Genomic DNA, 15,641 nt, shown 5'->3' on the forward strand with positions numbered 1-15,641 from the left:
CTTATGTGTGCGCTCGTCCCACCACCCTATGTACGATGGCGTACAGACAGCAACGAATCATGCAGCTATCCTTACGCATGTACCCAGAGTTTTAATAAGTTCGCTGCAGGGCTATATCACAGTACTTTCATACTGGCAGGAAGGCATTTCCACGCTCACCAGGAAGGAGCATCACTATGAACAGCGTACGAAGTCACTATTTCGCAGTCATCGTCGCTACGCTAGCGGTCGTCTCGATGAGCACGATGGATCTGGCAAGCGCGGCAACAGCGGAGGATTTGGACCGGGATTCCCGCCAGGCCTTGGAGACGCTCTATAAAGCCACGCCTGTTGCCAAGACCCTGGGACAATCCGCCAAGGCGGTGTTGGTCTTCCCGAATATCGTGCAGGCCGGGCTGGTCTTCGGCGGCGCCTATGGCGAAGGTGTGTTGATGAAGGGCTCGAAGGTCGTCGATTACTATAACTCGGTTACCGGCTCCTGGGGCCTTCAGATCGGTGCGCAATCGTATGGATATGCCGTATTTCTCATGACCGATAAGGCGGTTCGTTATATCGAAGAGACGAAAGGCTGGGAGATCGGCGTAGGCCCGACCGTGGTTATGGTGGATGAAGGCATCGCAAAGAATCTTTCGACATCCACGCTGAAGGATGATGCCTATGCCTTTATCTTCAGCCAGCAGGGATTGATGGCGGGTATCAGCATAGAAGGAACGAAGATTTCCCGCATCAATCGATAACCAGACAGAGGGGCGGACATACACCGCGCCCGCCTTCCTGTTCGGATGTTGACCTATCCTGGGAACCGTAGCGCCAATGAGCAAAGCGGAGGTTCAGAGTCAGTACCGAGAGGATCTATCCCAGCCCTGTTTTTGACAACTAGTCCCGGCATGGCGTACGCCGTAGCCGGACAATGGAAAGGGTATATGGAAGCGGGCTCTGTCAATCGCTCAAAGAAGATTGCTGACTGATCCGGACGCTTCTGGCATGGTCGAGGGCGAGCGTTTCAACAGCATTTCGCATCTCGTTGGGGCCGCACTGGCACTCGCGGGTGCGGTTGTGCTGGTAGTAGTGGCGTCGCGTGGTGATGATACGAGCCGTATTGTGTCATTCACTATATATGGGGTCACGCTGTTTCTCCTGTATTTGATTTCAACGCTCTATCACGGTCTGTCACCGGGGCGCGCGAAGCGCGTATTTCGTATATTCGATCATCAGGCGATTTACCTTTTGATTGCCGGCAGTTACACGCCGTTTACACTGATCACGCTGAACGGAGTAGCGGGTTGGTGGATGTTCGGCGCGATCTGGGGATTGGCGGTATTCGGGTTGGTGCTCGATGCGATACCGCGACGGGGCGCACGGGTGTTACCGATAGTGATTTATCTGGTGATGGGCTGGCTGATTGTGCTGGAGATCGATCCTCTGCTTGCGGTATTGCCGCGTGCCGGCTTCATCTGGCTTCTGGTCGGCGGCATTTTTTATTCATCTGGCATTGTATTTTACGCACTCGATACGCGTTACCCCTGGATGCATGGGGTATGGCATCTATTCGTACTGGCCGGCAGCATCAGTCACTATGTGGCGATCCTGGTCTATGTCTGAGCATGAGGCTCTGATGTATCGATCATCGTGACAAACAAGCTTGTGAATCAATCGCAAGGCAATTGGTGAAGTCATTGCGATGAGTGGGCCACGCTCGACATGATAAGGACATTCGAGTGAAGCTGCGGTTTCCTCGGGGCACGGCCGCGACCCTGCCTCCCGAGGGCGATTGTTGACAAGAAGCCGTCTATATTTTCCCTGATAACCTCGATATCTGCCAAAACGGTGCTGGACATCGGGAGTAGGTAGGTCGCAGGTCGTTGAATTATAAGCTCGTGGTATACGCCATCGGAAAATGCCGGCCATCAGGCCGGCATTGGGCTGAACCCACTGAATACGAAAGGGGAGGTTGCCATCGGCAGCATGGAATCCGTATTTTTGGCACGTAAGCGCCATACACTGCATGGCGATCAGGATACCGAGTTGCTTCGCTCTGAATTATTCAGTATCGAGCAACTGAAGCGTCACGCGGTAACGCTGGCAGGCCAGCACAATCTTGATCCGCGTTCAGGCCCTGACCGGTTGCGGCCCCGGCTGGCGGATAACGCACGCGTTTTGCGGGCGGCCTATGATGTCGTGACTGCCGCCGTTGCGCAGGGACAACGGATCATGCCGGCCGAGGCCTGGTTGCTCGACAACTTTTATCTGATCGAACAACAGATCAGCCTGGCGCGTCGACATTTGCCACGCGCATACAGCCGGCAGTTGCCACGCCTGGCTGACGGCCCCTCAGCCGGTTTCCCCCGTATCTATAACCTGGCGCTGGAGCTGATATCCCATATGGACGGCCGCGTCGATAACACCAACGTGACCCAGTTCATCGCCGCCTTCCAGACCGTCGAACCGCTGAATCTGAGTGAATTATGGGCCTTTCCGATCATGCTGCAGTTGGCGCTGTTGGAAAATCTCCGCCGCGTCGGCTTGCGCATTGCCCATCGACGCGAGGAGCGCGATGCAGCCATTACCTGGGCAGACCGCATGCTCGCGCTGGCGGAAACAGAACCAAGGCGGCTGATCCAGTTACTGGCCGAGTTTGCCCATGCTGATGTACCGCTGACCGCGCCGTTTGTGGAGGAGTTTTATGCAAGACTCCAGGCTCAGGGACCCGCCATGTCATTCGTTCAAACCTGGGTCGAACAACAGTTGCTGGAACAAGGAGTGACAGCAACGCAGCTGTCGGAAGGCGCAGGCCGAACAGCCGCGGCTAACCATATATCCATTGCCAACAGCATTGGCAGTCTGCGCTTTATCGGGACAACGGACTGGAAGGATTACGTCGAGTCACTCAGCGTCGTCGAACAGACCTTACGTGAAGATCCAATAGGGATGTATGCCAATCAGGATTTCACCACCCGCGACCGGTACCGGCATGTCATCGAGGATGTGGCAAGGGACAGTCCATGCAGTGAGGCGGCAGTAGCACACGCAGCCATTGCCCTTGCGCAGGCCGCTGCAGGGCGACTCGGCGCGAGCGATCGTAGTGCCCATGTGGGCTACTACCTGATCGATCATGGACGGCAGAGTCTGGAGCGGGAGGTCGGTTACCGTGTGCCGTGGAAATCACGCGTGAACCGGGTAGGCCGGCATTTCAGCCTGGCACTTTATCTGGTTCCCATCCTGTTGCTCACCGCACTGGGAACAGCGGTCGTACTCTCTCCTTTCGATGGATCCGCACTGAATGACTGGCGCTACTGGTTCTTTGCCATCACCGGCATGATCGGCGCGACAGCACTGGCCGTCCCGCTGGTGAACCTGGTCGTCACACTGGTCCTGCCGCCGCGTACGCTGCCGCGAATGGATTATTCGCAGGGCATTCCGGATATTCACCGCACCATGGTGGTTGTTCCCACCTTGTTGAGCAGTCTGCAAGAGGTCGATGATCTTCTTGAGGCGTTGGAGATACGCTATCTCGGTAATCGTGATTCCAATCTATTCTTCGCCTTGCTGACGGATTTCCGTGACGCGCCCGAGCAGTCGCTACCAGATGATGACGTAGTGCTTGCCTATGCACGCGAATCTGTACAGGCCCTCAATGAGACCTACCATGAGGACCGTTCAGGCATCTTCTATCTGTTTCACAGGCCCCGGGTATGGAATCCAGTTGAACGGGTGTGGATGGGCTATGAGCGCAAGCGGGGCAAACTGGAACAGTTCAATGCTTTACTCCGGGGCGGGGCGCAGGGCGAATTTTCGGATGTGATCGGTGATACGTCCATCCTTGAATCCATAAAGTACGTCATCACCTTGGATACCGATACGCAACTGCCGCGAGACGTGGCCCGTGCGCTGATTGGTAACATCGCTCACCCGCTCAACCGACCGGTATACGATCCCGCCAAGGGGCGCATTGTTGAAGGTTACGCGATCCTGCAGCCGCGCGCATCGATAAGTATGGCCAGCGCCGCGCGCTCGCGGTTTACAAAAATTTACGTAGGTGAATCCGGAATCGATCCCTACACGCGTGAGGTGTCGGATGTCTATCAGGATATTTTCGGGGAAGGCTCGTTCATCGGCAAAGGCATCTATGATGTAGATGCCTTTCGCCAGGCGCTCGCGGGGCGTTTTCCCGAGAACCTCATCCTCAGCCACGACTTGCTGGAGAGTGGCTACGCGCGCTCGGCGCTGGTGACCGATATCGAGCTCATTGAGGAGCATCCTGCCAGTTACGCCGCCGAGACCAGCCGACGACATCGGTGGATACGCGGCGACTGGCAGATTGCCGGCTGGCTGCTTCCGCGCGTGCCCGGACCACCTGGCCTGAATGGGGCAAAGCCACAGCGGCAACCCAATCCGCTCACCGCCCTGTCGATGTGGAAAATTCTCGACAATCTTCGACGCAGTCTCGTGTCGGCAGCGCTGCTTGCGTTGTTGACAGGTGGGTGGCTGTTCGGTCCGAGGTCAGCGTGGTTCTGGAGTCTGCTGGTCGTGGTAGTGATCTTCTTACCTACCTTGCTGTCCACCGCGATCGAGTTTATCCGTAAGCCAGCAGAACGGGGTTGGAGGGTACACGTGAGTGTGACCGGTAAAACCGTAGGGCGTCCGATCACGATCGCTCTGCTGACGTTGGTTATGTTGCCTTACGACACATTGATCCGTCTCGATGCGATTCTGCGCTCTGGTGTGCAGATGTTGTTTACTCGCCGTGGGTTGCTGCTTTGGCAATTGCCATCCTACACAAGCCGCGACATACGCCGCACGCCAACCGATTATCTCCGGGAGATGTGGGCTGGCCCTGCGTTGGCTGTGGCTCTGGGCTTGGTACTGAGCGGAGGTTGGACAGTGGCTGGCAGCGGGGCGATGACGTGGTACATGTCTGCACCCATGTTGCTGCTGTGGTTGCTGTCACCCCTCGTCGGCTGGTGGATCAGCAAGCCGTTAGTCTCACGCGTACCGAGGTTGAGTGCGTCGCAGCGAATATTCCTGCGTGCGTCGGCCCGGCGTACCTGGCGCTATTTCGAGAAGTTCGTCGGCCCTGATGATAACTGGTTGCCGCCCGATAATTTCCAGGAATATCCCACCCCAGCGATTGCTTCACGTACTTCGCCAACGAATATCGGTATGGCGCTGCTGTCCGACCTGGCGGCGTACGATTTCGGGTATATCCCTGCCAGCGGATTGCTGCAGCGTGTCGAGAATACGTTGACAACATTGGAAAAGCTGGAGCGCTATCGTGGTCATTTTTTCAACTGGTACGACACGCGCACACTGCAAGCGTTGCACCCTCAATATGTCTCTTCAGTGGACAGCGGCAACCTGCTCGGCAGCCTGCTCACCCTGCAAGCGGGGCTGGCCGAATTAAAAGAACAGCCGGTGCTCTCAGTAAATGCATTTCAGGGACTGCAGGACACCTTACAGGTACTGGTCGACCATGTGCCTGTGTTATCCACCCCGGAACTTATGCAGAAGGTAAGGTCTCTGCAGGCTGCGCTGGAGACACTCACACTGAGCCGGCAGCCACAGACGCTGGCCAGTGCCGACAACATACTGGAAGGGATTCACCGTAGTGGTGGCGGACTGGTTGCCTGGCTGCCAGCGGATACCGATATCGATGGTGAACTGTATTACTGGGCACAGGTCTTCGACACACAAGCTCAAACACTTCGAGAAGACCTGCTGTCGCTGGTGCCAGACCCGCGGCGCTTCGACCACATCCCGACATTGGCGACACTGGCCACGTCGGGGCGTACCGCTGATGCTGAAGTGCATTCACAACTCGGGTCAGCCACTGCGGTGGGTTCAGATTACAAGGCCGCAGCGGAACGGATAAGAAGTATCGACGATCTGGTGGATCGCTGCCGTGAACTGACGGAAATGGACTTTGAGTTTCTTTATGATACATCGTCCAGCTTGCTGGCCATTGGTTACGATGTGGGGGAACGCCGTCGGGATCCAACCTGCTACGATCTGTTGGCATCCGAAGCCCGTCTGGCCAGCTTTCTGGTTATCGCGCAGGGACAGGTTCCGCAGAAGCATTGGTTCTCACTCGGCCGTCTGCTGACAAGTCATGGTGGGGACGTCAGCCTGATTTCGTGGAGCGGCTCGATGTTCGAATACCTCATGCCGCAGCTGATCATGCCGAGTTACGAGAACACCTTACTGGATCAGACCTGCAAGGCCGCAGTATCGCGGCAGATCGAATACGGTAGACAACGCGCTGTGCCCTGGGGTATTTCGGAGTCCTGCTATAACGCCACCGATATTCACCAGGCCTATCAATACCGTGCATTCGGTGTCCCCGGGCTGGGTTTCAAGCGTGGTCTGGGAGATGACCTGGTGATTGCACCATACGCCAGCGCACTGGCCCTGACGGCCCTGCCGCTGGAAGCGTGTCGTAATCTGCAAGGATTGGCTGAGAGCGGGTTTCTCGGCAGCTATGGCTTTTACGAGGCGATTGACTACACACCCTCGCGCGTGCCGCGAGGCAAGAACCATGCCCTTGTACGCACTTACATGGCGCATCATCAAGGTATGAGCCTGTTAGCCTTCGGGTACGCGTTGCTCGACCGACCGATGCAGCGCAGATTCCTGTCGGATCCCCTGGTGCGGGCGACGAAATTGCTGCTTCAGGAACGGGTATCGAAGCAGGGCGCGATGCTGCATCCGCATGCCGCCGAGGTGACTGCTGCCGCGCGGCCCGCGGCGGCAGAACCCGGCGCAATCATGCGCATATTTACCCACCCGAACACAGTGATACCTGAAGTTCACCTGCTATCCAACGGCAGGTATCACGTTATGGCGACCCATGCCGGCGGGGGTTACAGCCGGTGGCATGATCTGGCGGTCACCCGTTGGCGCGAGGATGCCACCATCGATGGCTGGGGCACCTTCATCTACTTGCGCGACCGCGATACGGGGCGGTATTGGTCGACTGCGTATCAGCCGACACTGCGCAAGGCCGATCATTATGAGGCGATATTCGTTCAGGCGCGGGCCGAATACCGACGGCGTGATGAGGCGATCGAGACGCATACCGAGGTCAGTGTTTCTGCGGAAGATGATGTTGAGATCCGTCGCGTTACACTCACCAACCAGTCGTCCCGACAGCGCCATATCGAGGTGACGAGCTACGCCGAAGTCGTGTTGGCGCCGCTGAACGCCGATCTGGCCCATCGGGTTTTCAGTAACCTGTTTGTACAGACAGAAATCCTTCCTGACCGACAGGCGATTCTCTGCACGCGGCGGCCCCGGATGCCGGATGAACGGATGCCGTGGATGTTCCACCTGTTCGCGGCACCCGGCGTCCATAGCGACAAACTTTCCTATGAAACCGACCGGGCACGATTCATCGGCCGGGGCCGAACCGCCGCCAATCCTCTGGTACTGGAAAACAATGACAATCTGACACCAGCCTCCAAAGGGCCGGATATGCGGGGAAGTAAGGGGATATCCCAGCGATTATCGAATACAGAGGGTCCGGTGCTCGATCCCATCGTGGCAATCCGCCGCACGCTCACCTTGTCACCCGATGAATCGGCGACCGTGCAGATCATCTCCGGGATCGCTGCTACACGGGAAGCGGCATTGGTCTTGTTGGAAAAATATTGTGATGGGCACTTCGTGGAGCGGGCCTTTGAGATGGCCTGGTTTCGGAGCCAGGAGGTGCTGCACCAGATCAACGCCACCGAAGCCGATGCACAAGTCTTTGGCCGTCTGGCCAGCTTCCTGATTTATAGCCATATCTTACACCGGGCCGCGCCCAGCGTCATTGCCCGTAATCAGCTGGGTCAGTCAGGGCTTTGGCGTTTTGCGATCTCGGGTGATCTGCCGATCGTTCTGCTGCAGATCGGCGACCTGAATCGCATCGAGCTGGTAAAACAGGCGCTGCAGGCCCATACCTACTGGCGAATGAAGGGCCTGGCTGTTGACCTGGTCATTATGAACGAGGATTTCTCAGGCTACCGGGCGGTTCTACACGACCAGATCATAGGACTGATCAATGCAGGCCCGGAGGCGCACAGTATCGACAGACCGGGTGGCGTATTCGTCCGGCGTGTCGATGAACTTTCCGAAGATGAGCGCGTTCTGCTGCAGACGGTCGCGCGTGTCGTGTTCAGCGATGCCGCTGAGACATTGGTCGAGCCATTGGAGCGGCGCGTAGCGGCGGGGCGTGTGTCGGACCGCCTGGGACCATTGCAACCGGTGACAGAAGAAACCATCTATCCGCTGGCGGCACGGGAGCGAATTTTCTGTAACGGTCTGGGCGGCTTTACCCCCGATGGACGCGAATACGTCATCACCCTTGAGCCCGGGCAGAGCACGCCGGCACCGTGGGTCAATGTCATTGCAAGCCCGCACATCGGTACGGTCGTCAGCGAGAGTGGCAGCGCCTATACCTGGGTGGAGAACGCTCACGAGTTTCGTCTGACCACCTGGCATAACGACCCGCTGAGCGACAGCAGCGGTGAGGCGCTTTACATTCGCGACGAGGACACCGGTGTGTTCTGGTCGCCAACGCCATTGCCAGCGCTTACACCTGATCGACGCCGCTCCGGTTATGTATGCCGGCACGGGTTTGGCTACAGTGTGTTCGAACATTACGAAGCCGGCATCGCCTCGGAACTGTTCACCTATGTCGCCATGGACGCACCGGTAAAATTCGTAGTGATCAAGGTGCGCAACCATACGAAGCGGCCGCGTCGTTTGTCACTGACCGGGTATTGGGAGCTGGTGCTCGGTGAGTGGCGTCACGCCAATATGATGCACATTGTGACCGAGAAGGATCCGGGCAGCGGGGCACTGTTTGCCCGCAATGCCTATGGCCGCGAATGCGCCGATCGAGTCGTCTTTGCCCATATCAACTATGAAGGGGCCAGCGAGCGCGAGCGTACAGTGAGTGGGAACCGTACCGAGTTCATTGGGCGTAATGGCACGCTGGCCCGGCCGGCGGCCATGCACCGCAAGCGTTTGTCGGGTAAGACTGGTGCGGGTTTTGACCCGTGCGCGGCGCTACAGACCCAGTTCGAACTGGCCGAGGGACAGGAGCGCGAGATTGTGTTGCTCTTTGGCGCGGCTCGCGACACCGAAGAAGCACAGCGTTTCATTCAACGATTCGCCGGTCCGGTGGGCGCACGACAGGCCTTGGAAGCGGTATGGGAATACTGGAACCACACCTTGGGCGCGGTACAGGTGGAGACACCGGACCCGGCATTACAAGTGTTGGCCAATGGCTGGTTGATGTATCAGACACTATCGTGCCGGTTGTGGGCGCGCAGTGGCTATTACCAATCCGGTGGTGCCTATGGTTTCCGTGATCAGTTGCAGGACACGATGGCGCTGATCCATGCAACCCCCTGGTTGGCTCGCGAGCAGTTGATCCGATGTGCCGAGCGCCAGTTCCCCCAGGGTGATGTGCAGCACTGGTGGCATCCACCCAAAGGACAAGGTGTGCGCACCCGCATCTCCGATGACTATCTGTGGCTGCCCTATGCCACTTGCCGCTATGTGCTGGCGACCGGCGACACCAGTGTGCTCGACGTGGCCGTCCACTTCCTGGAAGGACGCGAATTGTTTCCGGAAGAGGAGGCCTATTACGATCAGCCGCAACGTTCGGCCGACGTGGCCAGCCTCTATGAACATTGTGTGCGTTCACTCAAGCACGGTTTACGCTTCGGCCCACATCAATTACCGCTGATGGGTGGCGGCGACTGGAACGATGGTATGAACCTGGTCGGTCACGAAGGGAAGGGTGAGAGCGTCTGGCTGGGCTGGTTCCTGTACGAGAACCTCGAGCTGTTTTCCGGCCTGGCACGGGACCGGGGCGATATGGACTTTGCCGAGCTGTGCAACGAACAGGGCGCACAACTACGGAAGAATATCGAGGCCCATGGGTGGGATGGAGATTGGTATCGACGCGCTTATTTCGATGATGGCACGCCGCTGGGCTCAGCCGAGAATGATGAATGTCAGATCGATTCGATCAGTCAGAGCTGGGCAGTCATTTCGGGTGGAGGCGATCCCCAGCGCGCCCACCAGGCCATGGCGGCAGTGGACCGACGCCTGGTGCGACGCGATGCGCGGTTGATCCAATTGCTGGACCCACCCTTCGATGTCTCCGATCTCGAACCCGGTTATATCAAAGGCTATCTGCCCGGTGTGCGCGAGAACGGCGGCCAATATACACATGCCGCAATCTGGACCACCTGGGCATTTGCCCTGCTGGAAGACCGGGAGCGTGCGTGGGAATTGTTCGGCCTGCTCAACCCCATCGAGCGCGGTGCTGAGCCGGAAAGGATGCGACGCTACATGGTCGAGCCCTATGTCATGTGCGCGGATATCTATGCCGCGCCGCCGCACGCCGGTCGCGGTGGCTGGACCTGGTACACCGGGGCGGCGGGCTGGATGTACCGACTGATCGTGGAAACTCTGCTGGGCCTGCAGTTAAAGGTCGATCATCTGCTCATTGCACCCCGCATCCCGGCCGATTGGGACACGTACAAGATCCACTATCGCTATCGCGAAACGGTCTATCACATCAACATCAGGCGCAGCGCCGAACCATCGGGGTCTGCGATCCGCGTGACGCTGGACGGTAACCTGGTCGCTGGTGACAGCGTCGACAGGGCCGGGCGACCGCAAGGCATGATCCCCCTTGTGGACGATCGCCGGGAACACCACGTTGAGGTGGTCTTGAGCTGAAGGTATTTGGATTGCAGATAGCCCAGCCCACATCCCCTATGTGTGCTACCAGACAGACCGCACTGATCCCGTTCTGTAACCTTGTCCGCAGGATTCAGCGTGCTTGTTACCGTGGCATGGACCAGTGGTACACATGGTAAGGGTGGCTGGGCGCAGATGTCGGGAAGTGAACAATTCGAGGGTACTGATCATGCTTGAAACGATTGCGGTTATTCTGATTGTCCTCTGGCTGCTAGGCTTGGTTACCTCTTATACCATGGGCGGGTTTATTCATATTCTCCTGGTGGTTGCAATCGTGGTGGTCTTGTTGCGAGTCATCCAGGGTCGGCGTGTGGTGTAGCGGCACTGGCGTGGTGCTGAAACGCATTACGATGAGCATGTTTTTATCGGCAAAGATGTCTCCTATATAGTTCTATCGGAGAAGTTGAGATGGGCGCAGTAAAACTACTGGCGATCATATTGATCGTGGCAGGTTGTCTGGGTTTGCTGTATGGCGGGTTCACATACACCAAGGACACGCAAAAGGCACAGATCGGTCCACTGGAGCTGACCGTCAAGGACACGCAGACAGTCAATATACCCGTGTGGATCGGGATCGGCGCGATTGCGGTAGGCGGAGGGCTGTTGTTGGCGCGTAGATAGCAGCTGCTCCGTTCATACTTCATCTTCGGGCAGTGCGGTGGGGAGATGGTTTTTGCCGTGGGTCATGCAGGTAAGCCATATGATCACCCTTCCTGCTGAATACTGCAATAAAATCAATGATAAAAAGTCAATCACACCAGCTTCTGCTACAAACAAAGAGCATTTGCACGGACATGTGCGGCAGCGTACAGACGGTCATCCAGTGGGTGGATACGATTTAGCCATTCACTGAGGAGATTGTTATGAGAGCGCACACCTTAATCATCATAAGCTTGATCGCTGCAGCAGCTCTGATGGCCGGCTGCACAAACACCAATTACAGACCCGCATCATCCGACACGTCCGCGTCATCTGATTCCGGCGTTATGTATGGCGTTGTCGAGGCGATCGAGGCAGTTCCTGGCGGTAGTGGTGGGATAGCGGGCAGCGGTATAGGCGCCGGTACTGTGATCGGTGGTGTCGTCGGCGGCGTGCTCGGCCATCAGGTCGGTGGTGGAACCGGCAAGGATATCGCGACCGTGGCCGGTGTGGTTGGCGGCGCCGTGGTGGGACACGAGGTCGATAAGCGCACGCAGCAGCAGAATGATACGTATAACATCCGGGTACGCTTAGACAACGGCGGCTATCAAACCCTGAATCAGCCGAGCGTCAATGACTTGCGTATTGGCAACCGTGTTCGTATCGAGAATGGAAACATCTACCGCTATTGAACAAACGGGTTGCTATCAGTAGCCGGTTGTGTCCGGTACTCCGATAGCCGACCTCAACCCAGGCACCACCGAATCTTCTCAGGAGCCACATCATGGGCAGAGAGCGAAAGAGCAACAAAGAAGATAAGAAAAAGTCGACCATGACGCCGAAGGAAAAGAAGGCTGCAAAAAAATCGAAACAAGAGTCCAAGGATTTTCTGGCTACTGATAAGGCGCGTTGATCAGGTGTCGGGCAGTTTTGCAGTACTAATGTGTCATTATCAGGCTGTATGCCGAGTTGTCTGTTGCATAACACTCGCAGGACACGGCCTCCAGGCCGCCGTAGTCAATGATGGTGATATCGCCGGGGCTATAACTGATCAGCTTGCGATCTTGTAGTAATGTGGCGGCCTTAGTGACGCCGCCATCAACGACCAAAATGCCGTTTAAGCGAAGGAACATGCGGGCATGTGATTCGCGTGTGATCGCACTCGAACTTTCAGATCAGTGAGCGCCGATCTCCGGGAGCAGGCGATCAGACTCCTTCTTGACGACCGCGTAACATTCGCAGGAGCGCGCCTCGAGGCCCGGTCGATCGATTACAGTGATACGGCCACGCTGATATTTGATCAGGCCGTCCCGTTGCAGGTTTCCGGCCGCTTCCGTGACACCCTCGCGGCGTACACCGAGCATATTGGCGATCAATTCCTGGGTCATGACCAGCTCGTTGGAGGGTAAACGGTCGAGGCTCAGCAACAGCCAGCGGCAGAGTTGCTGGTCGAGCGAATGATGCCGGTTGCACACCGCTGTCTGTGCCATCTGGGTCAGCAAGGCCTGGGTATAACGCAGCAACAGATGCTGCAACTCACCGGAACGATTGAATTCCTGTTTCAAGAGCTGTCCTTTCAAACGGTAGGCGTGTCCGGCGCTTTGCACGACGGCCCGGTTGGGCATGGTCTGTCCCCCCATGAACAGGGCGACACCGATGATGCCCTCATTGCCGACCACGGCGATCTCGGCCGAGGCGCCATCGATCATGACGTAGAGCAGAGATATGATGGCCGTGGTGGGAAAGTAGACATGATTCAGCTCATTGCCGGATTCATAAAGCACATTGCCAAGCGGCATCGGGACCAGTTCGAGGTGCGGGAGAAGGCGGGCGTAATCCTGATCCGGCAGGGCGGCAAGCAAATAGTTCTGGCGGGGTGTTTGCGGATCGTGCATGGGCGAACTCCGGACAATCGACCAAGATCATATCCTGGATCTGATTCCGATATCGGTATGGCGGAGCCGTACTTTCTGGTGGGGTGCAAGAAGGCCTCCGAAAGGAGGCCTTCTTGCATTCAGAGCCAGATGACCATCATTTTACCGTAATCGTAATGCTCTTCGAGACCACGGGTGGGTCGTGGGGGACGTGTGCATAATCACCCAGCAGGAGTTGCAGTGTGTGGCGGCCAGGCGCCAGCTCCAGCGTGGTTTCGGTCTGCCCGGCGCCGAAATGCTTGTGGTGGTCGTCGGCGGGAATCGGGACGCCCTTGGGCAGCTCAGTGACGTCGACCAGCAGGTGGTGGTGGCCGGTCCCCGCCTTCTCGACTCCGGCCGGGGCCACACCCATGCCCCTGAGGCCGAACCGCACGGTCACCGGACTGGTCACCGTCTCGCCATCCTGGGGTGAGATGAAGTAGAGGCTTGGTTCATCCGTCGCAGGCGTTGCAGCCTGTATCAGCCCCACCGCCGCCAGGCCGGCAATTCCAAACAACATCCGTTTCCACATGGTTGTTCTCCTTGATCAAGGGGTCAGAGTACTTGAAGACAATAGCACCTATCGTATGGGTGAACACAACAAAATGGAACCCATTGTCTGGGCATCCAACGAGGACTCGCAAACCCGACACTCAGTTCCCCCGGCGCGGTCAGGACCTCGAAGTTGATACGCCGCTGGATGTTGCAACAGAGGCTGTAATCCGGACCGGACACATGATAAGAGAACTCAAAGTCGAAGCCTCTTCACCGGATACCGGGAAGTAGCCACACTTCAGGCCAATGCCGATCGCTGTGAACCGGGCGCCAAGCATGGTCTGCACAGCCAGCGCCATGGTTAATCATCAATCCAGCCCCTCATCTTTCAGTACCTTCTTCACTGCCGCATCGGAGTCCATACGGTCAAAGAAGCGTTCCAGGTTGTCGAGCCCGGAAATATCAATTCCCTGTGCCTTTGCCCAGCGTACCATCACGTAGAGATACGGATCGGCGATCGAGCGCGTGCCGGTGATCCAGTCGCGGCCGTCAAGTTGTTTGTCGTTGCGCTCGAAGAGCGAGCGCAACGCCTGCTTTGCATTCGTCCTGGTCTTCTCGATCGTCGCCTCATCGCCGAGATAGCTGGTTGAACCGAACAGCGGCTTGAATAGTGGATGCATATCGGAATTGACAAACCCCAGCCAGCGGTTCACCTCGGCGCGGCCCTTCGACGTACCGTCGCCGCCGAGCTTCGCCTCTGGATGCATATCGGCGAGGTAATTCAGGACAGCCGGTCGTAACAGTCCCGGCAATACTGCGACAGGTGCAGCAGCGGCACAGGGATGTCCGGCCGCACCTCACTGGAGACCCGTCCCTGACAGGACAGCGTATGCAACTTGGCGAGTTTGTCACTCAGGTAAAGGATGGTACCGAGTGTCGATAACTTCGTCAGATCGTGCAGCTCGATCTGCGCTTCCAGTGCGTCGAGTACTGCCGGTGAAAAGGTCCATTGACGGGCGATCATGAGAGACAATAGGCGCGACGACCGCATCAATTGGTCGCGGAAGTGCTGCGAATGCGGTGCCTCGCGACCATCGAAAGTATGGTCCAGCATCTGCAAGGCGACCGTCAGCCCGACATTCTGCACAATCGCCATCAGGTAGGCATTGAAACGGTCGGCCTTTTCCTTGCTGGCCATGCAATCGCAGGCGAGCGCTGTTTTTTCCGACTGTTCCCACAACAGCGGCCCGGACAGGCCGGTGAAGTGGCCGGCATTCAGGTTGATCAGCGGCTTGAATGCCGCGTGTACGACCAGCTGACGGATGCCGGTCCTGCCCAGCGTGAACACCGCCCTCTCCAGACTGGTGATCTCTTTCCCGGCGCGGTAGTAGGGGCTGTTGGACAAGCGGATGACTTCGCCGACCAGCACCGCGTCGCGGCCGAGCTCGATGGCAAGCTCTGTCGTCGATGACTCCTGGTCGCGCAGCGTGCTCATGATGCGCGGTATCACCGCGGGCAGTCGCGGCACCAGGCTGGAATGGTGAATATCGGAAGCCAGCAACCGGTCCAGTTCGCGCAAGGCGCGTGTTTCAAAGGTGTTGGGCTTGCAGTCAGGGGTGGACTGCACACCGAGCATGAGATCGTAGAACGCCGCATCGATGTCCGCGGGTGACATGCGGATGGTGACACCTTCGACATCCGCCGGCCGGTACTTACGCCCCCCCGGCGCCGGCCGCTTGCCGACCGCGGGCGGGGTCGACGGCGATGTTGGAAACAGCAACTGTTTCAAGGCGGAAAACACGGTCGGCGCCTCCTTGGCGACCTCGTGGTATGGCG

The 15,641-nt window shown here is 57.7% G+C and carries 11 protein-coding genes; 7 read left to right on the forward strand and 4 right to left on the reverse strand.

Annotation, left to right across the window (positions count from 1 at the left end; translation table 11 throughout):
* Positions 1 to 176 precede the first annotated feature (176 nt).
* The 7 genes from K8I04_10250 to K8I04_10280 all read left to right on the forward strand — a co-directional run bounded on the left by K8I04_10250 (position 177) and on the right by K8I04_10280 (position 12,089).
* A complete protein-coding gene (locus K8I04_10250) occupies positions 177 to 737 on the forward strand; it encodes a lipid-binding SYLF domain-containing protein (protein ID MBZ0072090.1) in 561 nt (186 codons plus the stop codon).
* Positions 738 to 984: 247 nt separating this feature from the next.
* Positions 985 to 1,602 carry a hemolysin III family protein gene (locus K8I04_10255; GenBank protein ID MBZ0072091.1) on the forward strand — a complete coding sequence of 206 codons (618 nt, stop codon included), beginning with the start codon at positions 985 to 987 and terminating at the stop codon, positions 1,600 to 1,602.
* A 423-nt stretch (positions 1,603 to 2,025) separates the two neighbouring features.
* Positions 2,026 to 10,737: a cyclic beta 1-2 glucan synthetase gene (locus tag K8I04_10260; GenBank protein MBZ0072092.1), complete on the forward strand. Its 8,712-nt coding sequence runs from the start codon at positions 2,026 to 2,028 to the stop codon at positions 10,735 to 10,737.
* Between the two features lie 190 nt (positions 10,738 to 10,927).
* The gene (locus tag K8I04_10265) at positions 10,928 to 11,077 is read left to right on the forward strand and encodes a lmo0937 family membrane protein (GenBank protein ID MBZ0072093.1); all 150 of its coding nucleotides are present in this window, start codon (positions 10,928 to 10,930) and stop codon (positions 11,075 to 11,077) included.
* 89 nt (positions 11,078 to 11,166) lie between these two features.
* Entirely contained in the window at positions 11,167 to 11,379 is a 213-nt protein-coding gene (locus K8I04_10270) for a hypothetical protein (GenBank protein MBZ0072094.1), read from the forward strand.
* Between the two features lie 79 nt (positions 11,380 to 11,458).
* Complete coding sequence (locus K8I04_10275) at positions 11,459 to 11,611, forward strand: hypothetical protein (protein ID MBZ0072095.1); 153 nt, start codon at positions 11,459 to 11,461, stop codon at positions 11,609 to 11,611.
* Positions 11,612 to 11,621: 10 nt separating this feature from the next.
* Positions 11,622 to 12,089 carry a glycine zipper 2TM domain-containing protein gene (locus tag K8I04_10280; GenBank protein MBZ0072096.1) on the forward strand — a complete coding sequence of 156 codons (468 nt, stop codon included), beginning with the start codon at positions 11,622 to 11,624 and terminating at the stop codon, positions 12,087 to 12,089.
* 483 nt (positions 12,090 to 12,572) lie between these two features.
* Here K8I04_10280 and K8I04_10285 read toward each other — a convergent pair whose 3' ends face one another.
* From K8I04_10285 to K8I04_10300, 4 genes are all read right to left on the reverse strand, one after another.
* Complete coding sequence (locus K8I04_10285) at positions 12,573 to 13,292, reverse strand: Crp/Fnr family transcriptional regulator (protein MBZ0072097.1); 720 nt, start codon at positions 13,290 to 13,292, stop codon at positions 12,573 to 12,575.
* A gap of 136 nt (positions 13,293 to 13,428) precedes the next feature.
* Complete coding sequence (locus K8I04_10290; GenBank protein ID MBZ0072098.1) at positions 13,429 to 13,842, reverse strand: DUF4399 domain-containing protein; 414 nt, start codon at positions 13,840 to 13,842, stop codon at positions 13,429 to 13,431.
* A gap of 331 nt (positions 13,843 to 14,173) precedes the next feature.
* Entirely contained in the window at positions 14,174 to 14,572 is a 399-nt protein-coding gene (locus tag K8I04_10295) for a hypothetical protein (GenBank protein ID MBZ0072099.1), read from the reverse strand.
* Positions 14,573 to 14,586: 14 nt separating this feature from the next.
* Positions 14,587 to 15,606, reverse strand: a complete 1,020-nt coding sequence (locus tag K8I04_10300) for an HDOD domain-containing protein (protein ID MBZ0072100.1) — start codon at positions 15,604 to 15,606, stop codon at positions 14,587 to 14,589.
* Between the last annotated feature and the right edge of the window lie 35 nt (positions 15,607 to 15,641).

The organism is Gammaproteobacteria bacterium (genome assembly GCA_019911805.1).
Taxonomy (GTDB): Bacteria; Pseudomonadota; Gammaproteobacteria; order Thiohalobacterales; family Thiohalobacteraceae; genus JAHJQQ01.